The 17,180-nt window shown below is 59.5% G+C and carries 18 protein-coding genes and 1 tRNA gene; 2 read left to right on the top strand and 17 right to left on the bottom strand.

What is annotated here, in order from left to right; genetic code table 11:
• The first annotated feature begins 55 nt into the window (after positions 1 to 55).
• A complete protein-coding gene (locus RDU24_RS03565) occupies positions 56 to 1,477 on the top strand; it encodes a B12-binding domain-containing radical SAM protein (protein WP_308734359.1) in 1,422 nt (473 codons plus the stop codon).
• 61 nt (positions 1,478 to 1,538) lie between these two features.
• Here RDU24_RS03565 and RDU24_RS03560 read toward each other — a convergent pair whose 3' ends face one another.
• The 14 genes from RDU24_RS03560 to rimI form a co-directional block, all read right to left on the bottom strand.
• Positions 1,539 to 2,243, bottom strand: coding sequence for a glycosyltransferase family 2 protein (locus tag RDU24_RS03560; protein ID WP_308734358.1), 705 nt, complete (start codon positions 2,241 to 2,243; stop codon positions 1,539 to 1,541).
• Between the two features lie 43 nt (positions 2,244 to 2,286).
• A complete protein-coding gene (locus RDU24_RS03555) occupies positions 2,287 to 3,768 on the bottom strand; it encodes a B12-binding domain-containing radical SAM protein (protein ID WP_308734357.1) in 1,482 nt (493 codons plus the stop codon).
• Positions 3,769 to 3,779: 11 nt separating this feature from the next.
• A complete protein-coding gene (locus RDU24_RS03550; protein WP_308734356.1) occupies positions 3,780 to 4,955 on the bottom strand; it encodes a DegT/DnrJ/EryC1/StrS family aminotransferase in 1,176 nt (391 codons plus the stop codon).
• 18 nt (positions 4,956 to 4,973) lie between these two features.
• On the bottom strand, positions 4,974 to 5,900 hold the full coding sequence (locus RDU24_RS03545; protein ID WP_308734355.1) for a GDP-L-fucose synthase family protein: 927 nt from the start codon (positions 5,898 to 5,900) through the stop codon (positions 4,974 to 4,976).
• Between the two features lie 2 nt (positions 5,901 to 5,902).
• Entirely contained in the window at positions 5,903 to 6,958 is a 1,056-nt protein-coding gene (locus tag RDU24_RS03540; RefSeq protein ID WP_308734354.1) for an alpha-ketoacid dehydrogenase subunit beta, read from the bottom strand.
• A gap of 3 nt (positions 6,959 to 6,961) precedes the next feature.
• The gene (locus RDU24_RS03535; protein ID WP_308734353.1) at positions 6,962 to 7,933 is read right to left on the bottom strand and encodes a thiamine pyrophosphate-dependent dehydrogenase E1 component subunit alpha; all 972 of its coding nucleotides are present in this window, start codon (positions 7,931 to 7,933) and stop codon (positions 6,962 to 6,964) included.
• Entirely contained in the window at positions 7,930 to 9,003 is a 1,074-nt protein-coding gene (locus RDU24_RS03530) for a GHMP family kinase ATP-binding protein (RefSeq protein WP_308734352.1), read from the bottom strand. Before RDU24_RS03530 ends, RDU24_RS03535 begins: the two co-directional genes overlap by 4 nt.
• On the bottom strand, positions 9,000 to 10,289 hold the full coding sequence (locus tag RDU24_RS03525; protein ID WP_308734351.1) for an HAD-IIIA family hydrolase: 1,290 nt from the start codon (positions 10,287 to 10,289) through the stop codon (positions 9,000 to 9,002). The genes RDU24_RS03530 and RDU24_RS03525 overlap by 4 nt, the downstream gene beginning before the upstream one ends.
• A gap of 16 nt (positions 10,290 to 10,305) precedes the next feature.
• Complete coding sequence (locus RDU24_RS03520; protein ID WP_308734350.1) at positions 10,306 to 11,244, bottom strand: NAD-dependent epimerase/dehydratase family protein; 939 nt, start codon at positions 11,242 to 11,244, stop codon at positions 10,306 to 10,308.
• A 193-nt stretch (positions 11,245 to 11,437) separates the two neighbouring features.
• A tRNA-Leu gene (locus tag RDU24_RS03515) sits at positions 11,438 to 11,524 on the bottom strand.
• A gap of 7 nt (positions 11,525 to 11,531) precedes the next feature.
• Positions 11,532 to 11,900 carry a preprotein translocase subunit SecG gene (gene secG / locus RDU24_RS03510; protein ID WP_308734349.1) on the bottom strand — a complete coding sequence of 123 codons (369 nt, stop codon included), beginning with the start codon at positions 11,898 to 11,900 and terminating at the stop codon, positions 11,532 to 11,534.
• A gap of 32 nt (positions 11,901 to 11,932) precedes the next feature.
• Complete coding sequence (gene tpiA, locus RDU24_RS03505; RefSeq protein ID WP_308734348.1) at positions 11,933 to 12,688, bottom strand: triose-phosphate isomerase; 756 nt, start codon at positions 12,686 to 12,688, stop codon at positions 11,933 to 11,935.
• Positions 12,685 to 13,881 carry a phosphoglycerate kinase gene (locus tag RDU24_RS03500; RefSeq protein WP_308734347.1) on the bottom strand — a complete coding sequence of 399 codons (1,197 nt, stop codon included), beginning with the start codon at positions 13,879 to 13,881 and terminating at the stop codon, positions 12,685 to 12,687. Before RDU24_RS03500 ends, tpiA begins: the two co-directional genes overlap by 4 nt.
• 2 nt (positions 13,882 to 13,883) lie before the next feature.
• Complete coding sequence (rimI, locus tag RDU24_RS03495) at positions 13,884 to 14,378, bottom strand: ribosomal protein S18-alanine N-acetyltransferase (protein ID WP_308734346.1); 495 nt, start codon at positions 14,376 to 14,378, stop codon at positions 13,884 to 13,886.
• Positions 14,379 to 14,455: 77 nt separating this feature from the next.
• On the opposite strand from rimI, the gene RDU24_RS03490 reads away from it, so the two are divergent.
• Positions 14,456 to 15,013, top strand: coding sequence for an NUDIX domain-containing protein (locus RDU24_RS03490; protein ID WP_308734345.1), 558 nt, complete (start codon positions 14,456 to 14,458; stop codon positions 15,011 to 15,013).
• On the opposite strand, the gene RDU24_RS03485 is transcribed toward RDU24_RS03490, so the two are convergent.
• The 3 genes from RDU24_RS03485 to RDU24_RS03475 are packed head-to-tail and all read right to left on the bottom strand — an operon-like array spanning position 14,979 to position 17,056.
• Positions 14,979 to 15,806: an inositol monophosphatase family protein gene (locus RDU24_RS03485; RefSeq protein ID WP_308734344.1), complete on the bottom strand. Its 828-nt coding sequence runs from the start codon at positions 15,804 to 15,806 to the stop codon at positions 14,979 to 14,981. The two genes, RDU24_RS03490 and RDU24_RS03485, sit on opposite strands and share 35 nt — an antisense overlap.
• Positions 15,803 to 16,834 carry a rod shape-determining protein gene (locus RDU24_RS03480; protein ID WP_308734343.1) on the bottom strand — a complete coding sequence of 344 codons (1,032 nt, stop codon included), beginning with the start codon at positions 16,832 to 16,834 and terminating at the stop codon, positions 15,803 to 15,805. Before RDU24_RS03480 ends, RDU24_RS03485 begins: the two co-directional genes overlap by 4 nt.
• 9 nt (positions 16,835 to 16,843) lie before the next feature.
• Positions 16,844 to 17,056: a DUF6485 family protein gene (locus tag RDU24_RS03475; RefSeq protein ID WP_308734342.1), complete on the bottom strand. Its 213-nt coding sequence runs from the start codon at positions 17,054 to 17,056 to the stop codon at positions 16,844 to 16,846.
• Positions 17,057 to 17,180 lie beyond the last annotated feature (124 nt).

The following is a 17,180-nucleotide window of genomic DNA, read 5'->3' as shown; positions in this document are numbered from 1 at the left end:
TCGGCTGCAGAACAGCCCGAAAGCCTCTGGAATTCGCCACCTTTGGGAACATAGAATGAAACTGACCCTTATTTTTCCTGCTTGGTGCACAGCTTTTGGAAAGTACAAACAGGTTGCACAGAAGGCCTCCGCCTTTCCTCCGATCAATCTGGCCATTGTCGCGGCCATTGCCCAGCAGAACGGCTGGGAGGTACAGCTCATCGACGCACAGGCAGAACTCCTTAATGTCCATGAGATTATTGAACGTACAGCAGCCTTCCAGCCGGATCTCATTGGTTTGACGGCCACAACGCCCTTTTTTCATACCGCCACCCAGGTGGCGCAAGAGCTGCGTAAGGCTCTTGGAAAACCGATCATTTTTGGCGGAGTCCATGCCAGCATTGAACGCGAAAATGCCTTCCGGGACTGTTTTGACTATCTTGTAGTGGGCGAGTGCGAGCTGACTTTCGGCGATTTTCTGCAAAAGTTTGCTGCAGGCGATCGCAACCCTGATACTCCTGGCATCATGTCGCGCAAGGATGGAAAGACAATCTACAACTGCGAAGCGCCAAAGCTTGATGATCTCGATCTTGCGCCAATTCCTGCACGCGAACTCTTGCCCAACCATATCTACAAACTGGGCACGCTCCACGGTCGCAAACGGTTCACCACGGTTCAGATGAGCCGTGGTTGCCCTTTCAGTTGCGTGTTCTGCGCAAGCGATCTTTTCGGCAAGAAAGTGCGTCGACGTAGTGTTCAGCATGTCATTGAAGAACTCGACATGCTCATCAACACCATGGGGTTTGAACACATCTTCTTTATTGACGATACCTTGACCCTGGACCGGAAGTACATCATAGAATTGCTGGACGAGATTGAACGCAGAGAGCTACGCTTTACTTTTGAGGGCAGCACCCGTGCCAACCTGTGGGACGAGCCCTTGGTGCGCAGGCTTAAAAAATGCGGACTTATACGCATCAGCTTTGGGCTGGAGACGGCGGACACAGAGATACGCAAGGTTATCCGAAAGGAAGTTCCGCTTGAAAGCTATGTGGAATCCAACAAGCTTAACAACAAGCTAGGCATAGAGACCATCAACTCTGTGATGCTTGGCCTTCCTGGTGAGACGCTTGAAAGTATCGACCGCACCATTACGTTTTTGCAGCACGCCAAAGATATCCACCACGCCACCTACGGCATCGCAATGCCCTACCCCGGCACGGAAATGCGCCGCATGGCGGAAGCAGGACAGCACGGCCTCAAGCTTCTGGAGACCGACTATTCCCACTACCAGCGCTATGGATCGGCCGTCATGTCGGTGAACGGGCTCAGCCCGGAAGAATTGGTGAAGTTGCAGACTGTGGGCTTAAGCCGCATCTACTCGTGCTATTGGCGCTTTATCCCGATGCTCAAGCGGCACGGTATCAGGGCCATTGCAGCCCCGGCCCTGGAAGCCATCAAGCTGCGCATCAAGCGAGGTCTCGGTTTCGATTGCTAGCGCGTCTGTTTCGAAGGGAGTGCCTAGACAGAATGTTTTGCTTGGCACTTTGTAGTACAGGCTACTTCCAGAACAGCCAGTCCCTGATGAATTGGAAGTAGTAGGCCGACCCCCAGCGGATGATCTGCAGTTTACGCTCCCCGCCGATACGCGCTGGCTCGTCGCCGGGAATCTCAGCGATCTTAAGCTTGCGTATGGCCGCACGGCACGACAAGAGCGGCTCCCAGCTGATCTTGGTGAAGAAGAGCTTCTCCGGCGTGCGGTAGGCTCTCTCATCCAACAGTTCAAGATCATATATCAACTGCTTCTTGTAGGCGCGGTAGATGACCATGGCGTCGGTATAGTGACCGCCGTGCAGCACATTGATGGTCTTGGTGAACAGCCAGTTGCCAAAGGCCGTAATGGGATCGTCGTCCTCACTCTTGGCCGGGCCGAGGTAGCGAGAGGCGATGACCATGTCGTAGCCTTCGCGCATCTTGTTCAAAATGTCCGGGATGAGTTCTGGAACGGAGTTGCCGTCCGGGCTGAAGGTCAGCAGCACATCCCCCTTGACCAGGGGCAATACTTCCTCGTAGGCGTGGCGAAAGCCGCGCTTCTTCTGCACATAGACCTCGTAGCCCTGTTCACGCGACCACTCGATGGTGCCGTCCTTTGATCCGCCGTCGACAACGATGATCTGGTCAACCCAGTCGCGGTTGACCTGTGGCATGATGGCTTTCATTCCATCGATTTCATTGAGCGTCATGACCAGAAGCGTCGTCTTCATGCATTCTCCGGGTAATCTTGCGTCCCTGGCGGGCGGACGGAACTTATATGACGGCGTTATATCTGTCCAATGACTTTTGGGCCATCAGCTGAATGTGGCGCATGGTCTCTTCACCGAATTTGGCGCGGATCATGGCTAGGTAGCGTGGGTTCTTGTAATAGGCGTCGAAGGCGTAGTCGCGAAATGACAAGACCTGGCCGCCTGACAAGTACTTTGTTGGCAGCGGCAGGCAATCGGCCGAGTACTGCGAAAAGCCGTTCCAGGTGGCCGGAAGCGGCGCTCCCGCTGCCACGGCGTCATCATAGAGCTTTGAGCCAGGATAGGCCATGGCGGAATAGATGTTGGCCCATTCGGCGTTGATCTCCTGCATGAGCGCAAAGGTTTCCTGCATGGAGTCATAATCGTCCTCGGGCAGGCCGAAGATGAAATTGGCGCAGATGTGCTGGCCCTGGTCGTAGGTCATCTGGGCCACGCGCAGCACCTGGTCGAGCTTGTAGCCCTTGGTCACGTCCTCGATGACGCGTTTGCTGCCGGACTCGAACCCGTAGGCGATCCAGTTGACGCCAGCAGCCTTCATGGCGGCCAGCATGCGCTCGCTCACGGTGTTCACGCGAGCGTAGGCCCAGAAGTTCAGGTCGTAACCGCGCTCCGCGATCTTGCCGCAAAGTTCCAGCACGCGCTTCTCATTCACGGCAAACAGCTCGTCCATGATCTTGATGTTGCGAACTCCGTAGCGATTCACCAGAAAGTCGATCTCAGCCATGACCGAATCAACACCGCGTGTGCGTAGACGGTGCTCGCCAAAGAGCGCGTTGATGCAGCAGAACGAGCAATGATACGGGCAGCCCAGGCTTGTGTAGAGGGTGGCGTAAGGCTGGCGGCGGGTCACGTCGTCGAAGCAGTGCCAGTTGTGGGCGCGGTAGCGCTCCATGGGCAGCAGGTCCCAGGCGGGCATGGGCAGGGTGTCAAGGTCGGCCCACATGTCCGGCATGGAACCGGGCACAATGTGCCCATCCTCGCGATACCACAGGCCGGGAATGCCCTTGAACGCCGGCGCCTGGGCCTTCAGCGCCTCAAGCAGCGGCGGGAAGGTGCGCAGGCCCTCGCCCTGGATGACAAAGTCGGCGATCTCCTCGCGGATGGAGCGTTCCGGCAGGGCGCTGACGTGCAGACCGGTGAGGCACACGGCCAGTTCCGGCGCAAGCTCCTTGATCTTCGTGCTGATGGCCCCGGCGCCGAGCATGTTCATGGTGGAGGCCGACGGGTTGTGGCCAGAGACCATGACTGCGGTGAGCAGCGCGCCACGGTCAACAGCGGCCTGGGCAACCTGGTCCCAGGACATGCCTTCCGCCTCTGCGTCGAGAATCTCCACGCCGTATCCCAGCCCGCGCAGGTATCCGCCCAGGATGGCGGCCCACAGCGGCGGCTCGATGGCCGTCAGGTCATAGTCCGACAGGCTGCCGTAGATCTGCTTCTGGCTGCCGGGCTTTATGAACAGGAGGTCGAGCCTGCGCGTGGGCACCACGGTCCCCTCCCCTATCCCTGCACCGAGTTGAGCACGTCGCAGAGTTCCGTGATGCGCTCGGCGGACAGGGTCGGGTAATTGCCGATGTAGTAGCCGAAGAAGTGGATGTGCTCCACCTCGGGGAAGTTTTTGTAATGCCCGTCCGGCACGATGCCCTTGAGGTAGGGCTGGCGCAGCTGGTTGCCGCCTCCCGCGCTGCCCCTGCGAAACTCGATGCCGTTCTCGCGCATCTTTGTCTCCAGGCGCTCGCGCAGTGCCTCGTCGGGCTTGTTCAGCACCAGGTTGAAGGCGTAGTTGCAGCTGCCCTCCAGGTCGAAGTCCGTGCGGTACTTGCCCGGGTCGATGAGCTTCAGGAACAGCTCGAAGTTCTCCCGGCGGCGGTCGTTGCAGGAGTCGAGGCGTTTGAGCTGGCTGCGGCCAAGCACGGCGTTGATTTCGGTGCTGCGCACGTTGAAGGCCGGGAAGGCGAAGATGAAGTCCGGCGAAAGTTCCGGGTTCTCGGAGGCGTAGCGCGCGCGGGTGTCGGCGCTCTCGGCCTCGCGCACCATGCCGTGGGAACGGAACATGCGGATGGCGTCATAGAAGGCGTCGTCGTTGGTGCAGACCATGCCGCCCTCGACGGTGCTCATGTGGTGCGCGAAATAAAAGGAGAAGTTTGATGCCAGGCCGAAGGACCCCAGGCGCTTGTTTTTGAAAGTGGCCCCGTGAGACTCGCAGACGTCCTCGATCAGCGGGATGTTGCGGCGCTTCAACTCGTCCAGCAAGCGGTCGGACAGGCCGTTGAAGCCCTGCACGTAGGTCAGGAACACCGCACGGGTCTTGTCGTTCAGCTTGGCGATGACCTGGTCCTCGTCCATGCACAGGTTCTTGGGGTTGATGTCCACGAACACGGGCGTGAAGCCGTTCTGCAGCACGGAGGCGATGTCGGAGACCCAGGTCAGCGTGGGCACGATGACCTCGCCCCCGCCGTACAGGTGCTTCAGCGCACCCATGGTGATGAGGTTGGCCGAGGCGCCGGAGTTGACAAAGACGCTGTGCTTCACGCCAACCCACTCGGACCATTCGGTCTCAAGGGCGCGAACGTTGGCGGACTGTGTCAGGCGGGGCATGCCCTGCAAAAAGGTGATGAGAACGTCCAGATCCTCACGGGTGACGTTATCTTCCATCAGCGGCCACTTGAACTGCATGCAAACCTCGCGGTTGTTCTATTTTTGGTTGAGATACCAGTCGTAGGTGCGGCGCAGGCCTTCGGCAAAGTCCACCTTGGGCGACCAGCCCAATTGAGCCAGGCGCGAGGAATCCAGCACCTTGACGGGCATGCCGTCGGGCTTGCTCGTATCATAGTCCAGACGGCCCGAAAAGCCGGAAATTTCCTGAAGCATGACTGCGAGTTCAGCGATGGACACAGCCACCCCCGAGCCGATGTTCAGTGGCCCGTCCCAGCTATGGCCCTGCATGAGGAACACGGCGGCGGCGGCCACGTCGTCAACGTACAGGAACTCGCGCCGGGCCTTGCCTGTCCCCCAGATGGACAGGGCTTCGTCGCCCCTGGCCTTGGCCTCGCGCATGCGCGCCATAAGCGCTCCCACAACGTGGGAGTTCTCGGGGCTGAAGTCGTCTCCGGGGCCGAAATAGTTGGTGGGCACAGCGATGTTGAAGTCAAGCCCGTGCTGCTGGCGCATGGCGCGGCAAAGCTCCAGGCCGGCCAGCTTGCTCACCGCGTAAGCCAGGTTCGTCGGCTCCAGGGGTGAGGCATACATGCTGTCCTCGCGGATAGGCTGGGCCGCATCCTTGGGGTACACGCAGGAACTGGCGAGATACAGGAGCTTCTTGGCGCCGAAGCGCTGGGCCGCATGGATCACGTGGGTCGCGCAGAGCAGGTTGTCAAGGATAAGGTCCGCCGGGGCGCGGCGATTCAGCCCGATGCCACCGGCTTTGCCCGCGGCGTAGACCACCCAGTCAGGCCGCTCAGTCTCGAAAAGAACGTCCACGTCGGACTGTGTGCGCAAATCAGGCTCGGCTGCGCCTGCTCCCACGACATTGGTCAGGCCCTGCTCAGCAAAGGCGCGCACAATGGCGCTCCCCAGGGCCTTGGCGCTCCCGGCGACGAAGATCTTCGGCGTCTGTTTCATTGCTATTGGCCGCGAACTGTCCGGACGATGGCTTTGCGAATGTCGTCCTTGCCGATGTAGTAGGCCTGTTCCAAGGTGTACCCAGCGGGGGTGGGCAGGTCCGGGTTGGTCACGCGGGCTATGGGTGCCTTGAGGTGCTGGAAGCCTTTTTCCGCGACCATGGCGGATATCTCGGCGGTGACGCCGCCGGTTTTCCAGCCGGTATCGCAGATGACGAGCCTGCCCGTGCGGGACACGGACTCCAGGATCAGGTCCTCGTCCAGAGGGCGCAGTGTGCGCGGGTCGATGACCTCGGCCTCGATGCCCTCCCCCGCCAGTTCCTGCGCGGCGATGAAGGCGTCGGTCACAAGGTGCGACACGGCCACCACCGTGCAGTCGGTCCCCTTGCGGCGGATGACGCCCTTGCCGATGGGAACTGTGTAGGGCTCTTCTGGAACAATGCCGCGCTGCTTGAAGTTCATGCGGTGGTCAATGATGAGCACAGGGTTCTTGTCCGCGATGGCGGCGAGCATGAGCCCCTTGGCATCAAAGCAGGTGGAGGGCATGACGAGCTTCAGGCCCGGCACGTGCATGAACAGCCCCTGCAAGGCCTGGGAATGTTGTGCGGCGGAGCCCCAGCCACGGCCCACGCAAGCCCAGAACACCAGCGGCACATTGGCAGCGCCGCCAAACATGTAGAACCACTTGGCGGCGTGGTTCACCAGCTGGTCCATGGCCAGGAGCAGGAAGTCCGGGCGGTTGTGGAAGTACACGGGACGCATGCCACCCAAGGCCGCACCCACGGCAATGCCGGACAGGGCCGTCTCGGCCAGCGGCGTGTCGAAGACGCGCTCGCGGCCATAGGCCATGTGCAGGTTTTTGGTTGCTCCGAACATGCCGGAAGGGTCATCCACACCCTGCCCCATGACGAAAACGCGAGGGTCCAGGCTGAGGGCCTGTGAGAGCGCCTCGTTGGTGGCCTCGGCGTAGCTTATGCGGCGGCCTTGCAGACCGCCGTCCACGGCGGCGCTCATGAATTCGGGTTCGTTGGTATCGGGCCTTATGCGTGACCAGGGCATGGCTTACTCGCAGAAGAGATATTTGTGCAGGTCAGCCGCCGTGGGCAGCGGGCTCTGGCGGGCGAAATCAAAGGCCACGTCGATTTCCGCGGCGATCTCGGCCTCGACATCTGCCAGGAAGCTTGCATTGACAACGCCTTCGGCCTGGAGCTTCGACTGATAGGCGCACACCGGGCAGCGCTCGCGCCAGGACTCGATTTCAGCCGGATCGCGATAGCCTTTGGGGTCCTGCGACACACAACCTGCATGGCCAAGGATGCGGTAGGTCGTGCACTCGATGAAGGATGGCCCTTCGCCCCGCCGAGCGCGTTCTACGGCCTTGAGCGTGGTCTCGTACACCGCCTCGGGGTCGTTGCCGTCGATCTTGGCCGAGAAGAGCCGGTCCTGCGCGCCCTTGTGGAAGACGTTGTCGCCGCAGTGGCGGGTGGCCGTGGGCGAACACACGGCCCAGCCGTTGTTCTCCATGACGTAGACCACGGGCAGGTTCTTCAGCATGGCGAAATTGAGAGATTCATAAAGCGTTCCCTCGTCCGCCGCACCGTCGCCGAAGAATACAACGCTTACACGGTCAAGCTTCTGCATTTGGAAAGCAAGGCCAAGGCCCGTGCCGATGGGTATACCGCCGCCAACGATGGCAGAGGTGCCCAGGTTGCCGTGCTCCACGTCCACTAGATGCATGGAGCCGCCGTAGCCCTTGGAACAGCCCGTGGTGCGGCAGAACAGCTCGGCCATCATGGCCTTGAGGTCGCCGCCCTTGGCCAGGTAGTGGCCGTGGCTACGGTGGTTGCTGTTGATGGCGTCGTCTTTGCGAAGAGTGGCGCACACGCCGGTGGCGATGGCTTCCTGGCCAATATACAAATGAACCGGAGTCTTCATCTCGTCCTTCAGGTACTCGGACTCGATACGCTCCTGAACGCGGCGGATGCGCAACATGGTGCGAAGCATCCCGCGTTTGGCGTCTTTTGTCAGACTCATGGCTTGTCCTTGATGGCCCCCAACTCTCGGAAGACCTGGATGTCGCGTTTTTTGCGATCGCGTTCAGCCATTCTGTAGTCTTCTGACTGGGGCTCGTAGAAGATGATCTGGCTGCCGTGGCGATTGAACTGAAAGGGAACGTGCAGCAGTTCGCTCAAGGCCTCGCGTACGCGTGTCTTGGCAGAAGGCGGTACGAACAGCAGAAGAAAACCGCCACCACCCGCTCCAATAAGCTTTCCGCCGATGGCGCCGTTCTCTCGTGCACGCTCATAGTATTCGTCGACAACACCGTTTGAGATATTTGTGGAAAGCTCGCGTTTGGCGGTCCAGGCATCGTTCAGCAGCTCACCAAAACCGCATATGCAGCGGTTACTCTGAACAATCCTTATGCCATCGTCCACCATGGAATGCATCTGCTTGAGCAGTCGCTCTTTAGCACCAAGGTTCTCCACATATGTCTGTGCGACATCTGATGCAGTACGCATGATGCCTGTGTAAAAAAGCATGAGGTGGTCTGAGAGCTCGCCCAGGCGCGTGGCGGACAAAGTCAGCGGGCGTACCTCTATCTCGCCGTCCTTGTGGAAGGTGATGTGGTTGAAACCGCCGTAGGCCGCCGCGCACTGGTCCTGCGAGCCAACGGTCTCCTTGATGAAGTCCTGCTCGATCTGGATGCTTTCTCGCGCCAGCTGTTCCTTGCTCGGCATCTGGCCCTTCAAGGCGTAGATCGCGTGCAGCAGGCCCACGGTGAAGGACGAACTGGAGCCCATGCCGCTACGTGCGGGCAGGTCGCCATCGTGGTGGATCTCCACGCTGCGGTCGAAATTCATGAAGCGCAGGGTCTCTCGGATGGCCGGGTGCTTGATCTCGTCGAGGGTCTGGCACTGCTCGATCTTGGAGTACACGGCGCGGATGCGGTGCTCGAAGAAGGGCGGCAAATAGCGCAAGGTGATGTAGCAATATTTGTCGATGGCCGTGGAAAGAACCTGCCCACCATGCTTGCGATACCAACCGGGGTAGTCGGTGCCGCCGCCAAAAAAGGAAACCCTGAAAGGTGTTCTGCAGATGATCATATGATCTCCACGCCGCCACGAGCGCTGGGGGCGGCCAGGATGGATTCGACAAGTCGGGCTGCTTCTTCAAGGCTGCCGACAACATGGTGGGCCCGGCCGCCGCACTCTGCGACCTGCCCGGCTCCGTGCCCCGTGGTGACGAGGAACGTGGTCGCGTTCATTACCAGACCGAGGTCCACATCGCAAGCCTTGTCCCCAATGACAAAGCTCCGTTCAGGATCCAGGTCGAGGTCTGTCGCCGCCCTTTCAAGAAGCCCCGGCTTTGGCTTGCGGCAATTGCAGACGGTGTCCGGCGCATGGGGACATAGATAGATGGCGTCAATATCGACACCTTCATGCTCCAGCAGCTCCAGCAACCTCCCGTGCACGCGCTCAACGGCATCTCGACCGAAGTAGCCCCGGCCAACACCTGACTGGTTGGTCACGAGCACAAGTCGCAGTCCGAGTGACTGCATGGCGCGCAGGCCTTCAGCGGCACCGGGCAAAAGTTCAACCCCGGCGGGATCATGAAGGTAGTGTCGCTCGGCAATGACAGTCCCGTCGCGGTCAAGAAACACCGCCCTGCCCTTCTGTTCATTGCCCAGCCGGGATTCACGCAAGAAGCGTCCAGCAGCGATGTAGGACTCTGGCGTGCCAATGTCCAAGAATCGTCCCTGGACGGCAAGAGCACCAAGCCGACCTGTTGTTGCCAGCCCAGGGAAAACGCCTGTCTCGATGGAAGCCGTGGCGCCAGGCTGGATGCTCTCAAGGGATTCCGGGCGGAGCAGATAAACGCCGGCGTTGATGAGTCCCGGGCCGACGATTCCCTTTTCACGGAACGCCTGAACCCTGCCCTCCTCGTCCATATCGACACGGCCGAAACGAGAGGTGTCGTCCACGCCAACGAGCAGAAGTGCCGCCAAGAAATCGTGCTCGGCGTACCAATTGATGTAGGCGCCAAGATCCGCCTCTACCAATGAATCGCCGTTCATGGCCAGGGCCAGTCGTGCCGGAAATCGCTCAAAGGCCAGGCGAAGAGCCCCGCCAGTGCCCAGCGGAGTCTCCTCGCGCGAATAGGCCAGGGACATGCCGCGGTAGCTCGAGCCGACGGCGGTTTCAAGCTGCTCCGCCATGTAGCCGGTGCAGATAACGGCCTTGGCAATGCCGACCCGCGCCAGACGATCCAGGATGTGGTAGAGAAAAGGTCGGCCAAGAACCTCGGCCATGACCTTGGGGCGGTCGAATACGACCTGGCGAAGGCGGGTACCAAACCCGCCCGCCAGGATGTATGCCGTTACGTCGTGCAAAGCGCTGCGCCCGTTTTTAGACGTTGGCGAAGCGGTTGGGCTTGAGGATCTTGTAGCCTTTCAGCAGTTCGACGATGCCGTCGTCCAGGCTGTGCTCAGGGCGCCAGCCAAGGCCTTCGATCTTGTCGTTGCTGACGAGATAGTCGCGCTTGTCCGGGTCCTCGCCGATGGCGGCGGAGTGGATGTAGAAGTCCGGCACGTACTGCTTGATCTTCTCGGCCAGCTGGCGCTTGGTCAGGTTGGCCGAAGACAGCCCGACATTGTATGCCTGCCCTTTCATTTTGTCGTAGTTGTCCATGCCGAACATGAAAGCTTTCGCCACATCGCGCACATGGATATAATTGCGGCGGAAATGATCCTCGAACAGGATGACGCTCTTGTCCTTGAAGGCCCTGTAGGTGAAATCGTTCACCAGAAGGTCCATGCGCATGCGGGGACTCATGCCGAAGACGGTGGCCAGGCGGAAGGTGATGGCAGCGCCTTTGTCGAGAAAGGCCTTCTCGATCTCGACCTTGGTGACACCGTAGGACGAAAGCGGACGAAGCGGTGATTCCTCGGTACAGTAGGCGTCCTTCTCTCCTATTCCGTAGCCGGAATTGGTGGTGGGAAAGATCACCAGCTGGTCCTTGGAGGTGTTTTTGACGATGTTCATGTGCGCGTCGCGGTTGACCATGTCGGTCAAGGTGGGATTCAGCTTGCAGGCCGGGGCGCCCACAATGGCCGCCAGAGGGATGATGATGTCGTGCTTGGCGATGAGGCTGTTGATGAGCGCATGGTCGCAGATGTCGCCCTTGACGAAGTCAAACCCTTTGTATGCGCAGCATTCCAGCAAGACATGCTGACCGTGCATGAGGTTGTCGAGCACTGTGACTTCGTAGCCCTTGGCCAAGAGCGCGGGAACGAGGGTGGAGCCCAGGTAGCCCGAGCCTCCAGTGACAAAGACTTTCTGTGACATTACTTTCTCCAGGCTGAATCGTTTGTCGTTGTAACGGAACTGGGTGCGCTCCGTTAATCGCTTGAGGGATGTGAGCCTTTTGCCCACGACAACATTGCAAAAAAAAATTTTGAGCTAAAGAGCCCAAAAGGTCAACGAGAGAGAGAGAAAGAAAAAAGGAGATTAGCGTTGTGCCAATCTCCTTGAATCATCTTGGTGCCGAGGGGGGGACTCGAACCCCCATGAGATTTCTCTCACTACCCCCTCAAAGTAGCGTGTCTACCAGTTCCACCACCTCGGCACAGGGGTTATTGCTTCTCTCCAGCGGCCGGGGCCGGGACGGGAAGGGTCTTCTCTTCAAAACTGACTCCACCAGGGGCGGGAGCTTGAACAGGTGCGGGAGCGCTCATGCCCGCTGCACCAGTCTGCATCAGTGAACCATCGCTCAGGTTGGCCGGCTTTGTCAAGACATTATATGCCAGCGAAGTAACAAGGAAAATGGTCGCAAGCACAGCCGTAACACGCACAAGAATGCCACCTGCGCCGGTGCTGCCGAATACCGACCCGCTACCGCCACCGAAGATGACTCCCATTCCTTCCTGTCCGGACTGCAAAAGCACAAACACGATCAGGAAGACGCAAGCCAGGATGTGTATGGTCAAAACAAGGGTTGTCAACGTTTTCTCCTCACTGAAACCGGTCGCATCCTTTATGCCAGGACGATGCGGCTGAACTCGTCAGCCTTCAAGCTCGCGCCTCCTACCAACACTCCGTCGACATTGTCAAGCGCAATGATCTCGGAAGCGTTGTCAGGTTTTACACTTCCACCATACAATATGCGCATCTCTGAGGCGGAGGCGCCAAAAATTTCCGAAAGCATGGTGCGGACAAAAGCATGGGCCTCAAGGATTTCCTTGGGACCTGCCACTTCGCCGGTGCCGATGGCCCACACTGGTTCATAGGCAAGGGCAAGCTTTTCCGGAGCAATGTCTTTCGGCACATCGCGAACACCAGCGCGAATCTGGCGTTCAAGCACAGCCCGGAGTTCACCGGCCTTGCGCTCGTCGATCTTTTCGCCAACGCAAAGGATGATGCCCAGGCCAGACTCCAGGCCGAAAGCTGTCTTGGTTCCGACAACACCGTCGGTTTCGCCAAGCACGTGGCGGCGCTCGGAATGCCCAGTGAGGGCAAAGCTCGCGCCAGCGTCAAGCAGCATGCCCGGCGAGATCTCTCCGGTAAAAGCGCCCTGCTTCTGTGGATAGAAGTTCTGGGCTCCGAGGAGGAAGTTTTTCGCGCCACGCAAAGCTTCACCAGCCGACGCAAGCGCCGTGAAGGGGGGTATGATCATGACTTCGCGATCGGCCTTGACCTTGCCGGAGGTGAGGCCCACAAGCTCCGCTACGGTTTGCTTGGCCTCGGACGCCGTCTTGTGCATCTTCCAATTGGCGGCAAAAAGCTTGTTCATGCGCCACACTCCTTGAGGGCAGTAAAGGCAGGCAACTCCTTGCCCTCGAGAAATTCGAGGAAGGAACCGCCGCCGGTGGAGATGAAGCTCATCTTTGTTTCCTGGTGGGCCTCGTGAACCATGGAGTCCGTATCACCGCCGCCGACAATGGTCAGCGCGTTCAGGTTGGCGATAAGCTTGCACAGGCCGATGGAGCCCTTGGCAAAGGCCGGGTTCTCGAACAGTCCCATGGGGCCGTTCCAGACCACGGTTTTGGCGGTGCGCAGCAAGTCTCCGAATGCGAGGAGGCTCTTCGGGCCGATGTCCAGCAACATGGCTCCCTCGGGCACATTGTGGGCCTCGCAGGTGCCGGAGGCCACTGCCTGCTTCGGGTCTGTCCCCCAGACGAAGTCGACGGGCAGATGCAGTTTGGCGCCCATGCGGTTTGCCTCGTCAAGGATGACTTTGGCCGTGTCGAGCATGTGGTCTTCAACAAGGGAAGCGCCAACGTTATACCCCTGGGCCATCAGGAAGGTGTTGGCCATGGCTCCGCCGATGACCAAGTGATCCACCAGGGGCAGCAGGTGCTGGATGATGCCAAGCTTGGTGGAAACCTTGGCGCCGCCGGAGATGGCGACATACGGGCGCTTGGGGTTTGTCATGGCGGCGCTGAGGTAGTCCCATTCCTTGCGCAGCAGAAACCCCGCACAGCAGAGCTTTGACTGACGGGGGACATCGACCACGGAGGCGTTTGGCCGGTGCGCCACGCCGAAGGCGTCGTTGACGTAGATGTCCGCCAGGGAGGCCAAGCGTTTCCCGAAGTCACCGCGAGCCTCTGGGGTCTTGCCCTGCTCCTCCGCGTGGTAACGCAGGTTTTCAAGCATCAGCACTTCGCCGGGTTTGAGCGCAGCCGCCAGCCGCTCCACTACCGGACCGACGCAGTCAGGGGCCATCTGCACCGGAACGCCAAGCAGTTCTGAAAGCCGAGCCGCCATGGGTTTCAGCGAAAGTTCCGGCACCGCTTGCCCCTTGGGATTGCCCGCGTGGGCGCACAGGATAACGGCAGCGCCCTTGTCCAGGGCGTGACGGAGAGTCGGCAGGCTCGCCCTGATGCGGATGTCGTCCTTGATGACGCCGGCATCCAGGGGGACATTGTAGTCAACGCGGATGAGCAGCTTCTTGCCGCCAATTTCCAACTGATCGAGGGAACGCATGCTCAAGCCTCCTTTGCGGAAGGTGGTGTGCAGGGATCTGCGCCTTGTTCGCCACGAATCTCCAGGCGGAACAAAAGCGCATCCTCCATGTTGTCCGGGTAATAGTTTTTGCGTGTACCTATCTGTGTAAACCCGAATTTCTCGTAGAGGTCAATGGCTCCAACGTTTGATCTTCGAACTTCAAGAAAGCCTTCTGCAACGCCTTCCGCTGCACACTTCCGCAGCACTTCGGCCATAAGCGCCCTGCCAAGTCCCTTGCGACGATGAAACGGGTGCGTCGCGATGTTCATGATTTCCATTTCACCAGCAATGACCGAGAAGGCGCAGTAGGCAATGAGCACGCCACGCTCCCGAATCCCTAGGATGCGGAAGGCCTTGCGCTCAAGGCCAAGGAGGAACTGGTCTCGAGTCCATCGGGTGCGGAAACACATGCGCTCAAGATCCATGACCGCGCCGATGTCCGCCACGCCGAGCGTGACCACAGATTGATCTTGCATCCGCCTCCTGTCCTGCTATCTTTGCACGGGCAGCGCACCACAGAGAAAGCCGCGCATCGCAACCATAAAGAGTTTATATGAAAACTTCGTCTGCAACAAGCGTTTCCAGCGCAGACCAGACCCCGCTGGTTGAGGTCATGGACAAGCACAATCGTATCCTGTGCGCCATGCCTGCGCTTGAGGTGCGCCGCCAGCAGCTTTGCCACCGCAGCGTTGTTGTGTTGCTCTATGACGATGCCGGGAGGCTGCACCTGCGCAAGCAGCCAGGGCCGCGAGGCCAAGGGCCAGAGCGTTGGGACTTGCCGGTGCGTTCCCCTGTCTACATGGGGGAGTCCTTGCAGGACGCAGCGACCAGAGCTGTGGACTCTTTCCTGGGCATCCACGCGGAACGAATGCGTCTCGTGGAGACCATTTCTCCAAGCCTGGAAAACGGCAACGAATTCCTGTCGGTCTTTTATTTGTCGCGACCGGAAGGGACAGTCTTACATGCGCTTTCGGAAGAGACGGAAAGCTATTTCTTCGGTCCCGAAGAGTTGCGGTGCCTGCTCAGAGACTTCAGTGAACTTGTGTCTGCGCGCTTTCTTCTGCTGGCACAGGTGCTTAAGCTTCAGCAGCGGGAGCGCAGGCTTGCGTAAGCAAGGCGCGAAGGGCAGATTCCAGCTGGGCGTTTGAGACAAGGATGTCCGGGTCGCCAAGGCGATACGGAACATCAGCAGCGATGCGCCCCACCCTGCCCCCGGCCTCTTGGATCAGCAGAACGCCCGCAGCGGTATCCCAGGGATTCAGGGCGAACTCGAAAAACCCGTCATAACGGCCACAGGCCACAAAGGCCAAATCCAGCGCGGCTGCCCCGGCGCGGCGAACGCCCTGTGTCGCGGGCATGGCCAGGGCAAGCTGGCGTAGGATTGTACCCTGGTGCTCCTCAATGCGATACGGAAAGCCAGTGGCGACGAGCGCTTCAAGCAGTGTCGCCGTATCTGAAACGTGGATGGGCTGCGCGTTGCAGAATGAACCGAGCCCAAGCCCGGCAGAATACAATTCTCCCAGAAGCGGCAGGTTCACAACACCGATAAGCGGTGCGCCATCAAGGCACAGCGCCACAGAGGTCGCCACGAAGGGCACCCCGTGAGCGAAATTCGTTGTGCCGTCAACGGGATCAACCACCCAGGCCAGGCCGTCCAGGCCAAGGCCGGAACTCCCCTCTTCCCCGAGGAAACCGGCCTCCGGCACGAGCGCACCGAGGTGTTCGCGCAGAAACAGCTCAACCGCGATGTCCGTTTCCGTCACTAGGTCTTTGGGGCTGGCCTTGTGACGGATGCGACGTGGCAAGAGGTCGTGCTCGCGGATGATTTCGCCGGACTGCGAGACGACCAGGGCGGTACGCTCGAGGAGGTGCGAGAGGTGCTCGGGAGGGAAGCCAGGCGTCATTTGACCAGCAGCTTCTTGAAGTCCAAATCGGGACGCAAGGTGGAGGCTGCGCCGAGCACGCTGACCAGGAACGGGTCCTTCGCAAGGCGCGTACGCAGGCTCAGCCGGGCAGACAGCCAGGTGTCCAGCCCATGAATCTGCGCTCCTCCGCCGTAGAGGACCAAGCCGGTGTCGGCGATGTCGGCGACAAGTTCCGCAGGGGTCTTGTCCATGGTCTTGCGAACTAGGGCTTCCAATTGATCAAGCGGGCCGTCAATCGCGCCCTCGAGGTCGTCATCGGTAAGATCCAAAGCGCATGGAGTTCCGCTGCCGGAGTACTTTCCGGTGAGGGTCATGCTGCGCGGCTCGTCAGGACGCTCGGCCCAAGCCAATTGCTGAGCGACCTGCTCTGCCATGTTCTCGCCGATGGAGACCTTGTAACGTGAAGCCAGATGCTGGGCCACGGCCTCATGGAAGACATCGGCGCCAAGGCGGGCGGTTTCGCTGTGAATAACGTCCGTCAGGCACAGCACCGAGGCTTCGGCAAGGCCTGCGCCAATGCCGAGAAGGAGTCGGCCCTTGGGTTCGCGAATGTCCAATCCGGCGCCCACCGCTGCTGCGAGCGGAGCATCGACGATGTCGACCTTTGCTGCGCCTGCGGCCCTGCAGCAGTCAGAAAACGTCCTTTTTTCGAGATCTGTAATGCCGTTGCTGACAACGGCGCAGACCTTGAGCCGTTTTCCATCCGCAAGGAAAATTCGCTTGAAAAATGCGCTGAGCAAAGCCTTTGCGGCATCGTAATCGACAATGACACCCCCTTGAATGGGGCGAATGACCTGTATGCGTTCCGGCGCTTTGCCAAGATAGCTCTTGGCTTCAGCGCCAGTGGCTATGACCGAGCCTGTGCCATACTCAATGGCGATGAACGTCGGCTCGTCAAGGAGCACTTCAGATTGAGGATCGGTGATGATGGTGCGGCCGGAGCCAGCATCAAGGGCAATGGAGTGGCTGCGCAGAATGTTAAGTGGATTGCGCAGTCGTAGCGACATGCCCGCTGCCTACTTCCCAGTCCTGCGCTGGATGAAGAATTCGACGCTGCGATTAAAGGTCTTTTCTTCTTCAGGCGTAAAGTAGCAGGCAGGAAGCTCGCCTCTTTGGCGGTGGTAATGCATGCATTCGCAGCAGAGTCCACGCCTGCTGCAGCCAGGATAGGTGCACACGCAATACTGAGAGTTGATTTTGACGCGAGGGCACTGATCCAGTTTGCGCATTCTATTCCTCCGCAGCGGTAATGTTCTGAACGCTTTTGTTAAAGAAAATACCCGGAAGCGTCAACCAAGTCAGAGCGGAAATGGACTTGCGAAAAAGTGATGATTGAGGCTCGTCAAAGAATGT

This window comes from Humidesulfovibrio sp., from assembly GCF_031082295.1.
Classification (GTDB): Bacteria; Desulfobacterota; Desulfovibrionia; order Desulfovibrionales; family Desulfovibrionaceae; genus Humidesulfovibrio.
Note: the sequence above shows the minus strand (reverse complement) of the source record. Positions and strands in the feature narration are given on the sequence as shown.

Coding starts and splice junctions, on each gene's coding strand:
- RDU24_RS03565 (WP_308734359.1), top strand. CDS start 56: ATGAAACTGACCCTTATTTTTCCTGCTTGGTGCACAGCTTTTGGAAAG.
- RDU24_RS03560 (WP_308734358.1), bottom strand. CDS start 2,243: ATGAAGACGACGCTTCTGGTCATGACGCTCAATGAAATCGATGGAATG.
- RDU24_RS03550 (WP_308734356.1), bottom strand. CDS start 4,955: ATGCAGTTCAAGTGGCCGCTGATGGAAGATAACGTCACCCGTGAGGAT.
- RDU24_RS03545 (WP_308734355.1), bottom strand. CDS start 5,900: ATGAAACAGACGCCGAAGATCTTCGTCGCCGGGAGCGCCAAGGCCCTG.
- RDU24_RS03540 (WP_308734354.1), bottom strand. CDS start 6,958: ATGCCCTGGTCACGCATAAGGCCCGATACCAACGAACCCGAATTCATG.
- RDU24_RS03535 (WP_308734353.1), bottom strand. CDS start 7,933: ATGAGTCTGACAAAAGACGCCAAACGCGGGATGCTTCGCACCATGTTG.
- RDU24_RS03530 (WP_308734352.1), bottom strand. CDS start 9,003: ATGATCATCTGCAGAACACCTTTCAGGGTTTCCTTTTTTGGCGGCGGC.
- RDU24_RS03520 (WP_308734350.1), bottom strand. CDS start 11,244: ATGTCACAGAAAGTCTTTGTCACTGGAGGCTCGGGCTACCTGGGCTCC.
- tpiA (WP_308734348.1), bottom strand. CDS start 12,688: ATGAACAAGCTTTTTGCCGCCAATTGGAAGATGCACAAGACGGCGTCC.
- RDU24_RS03500 (WP_308734347.1), bottom strand. CDS start 13,881: ATGCGTTCCCTCGATCAGTTGGAAATTGGCGGCAAGAAGCTGCTCATC.
- rimI (WP_308734346.1), bottom strand. CDS start 14,378: ATGCAAGATCAATCTGTGGTCACGCTCGGCGTGGCGGACATCGGCGCG.
- RDU24_RS03490 (WP_308734345.1), top strand. CDS start 14,456: ATGAAAACTTCGTCTGCAACAAGCGTTTCCAGCGCAGACCAGACCCCG.
- RDU24_RS03485 (WP_308734344.1), bottom strand. CDS start 15,806: ATGACGCCTGGCTTCCCTCCCGAGCACCTCTCGCACCTCCTCGAGCGT.
- RDU24_RS03480 (WP_308734343.1), bottom strand. CDS start 16,834: ATGTCGCTACGACTGCGCAATCCACTTAACATTCTGCGCAGCCACTCC.
- RDU24_RS03475 (WP_308734342.1), bottom strand. CDS start 17,056: ATGCGCAAACTGGATCAGTGCCCTCGCGTCAAAATCAACTCTCAGTAT.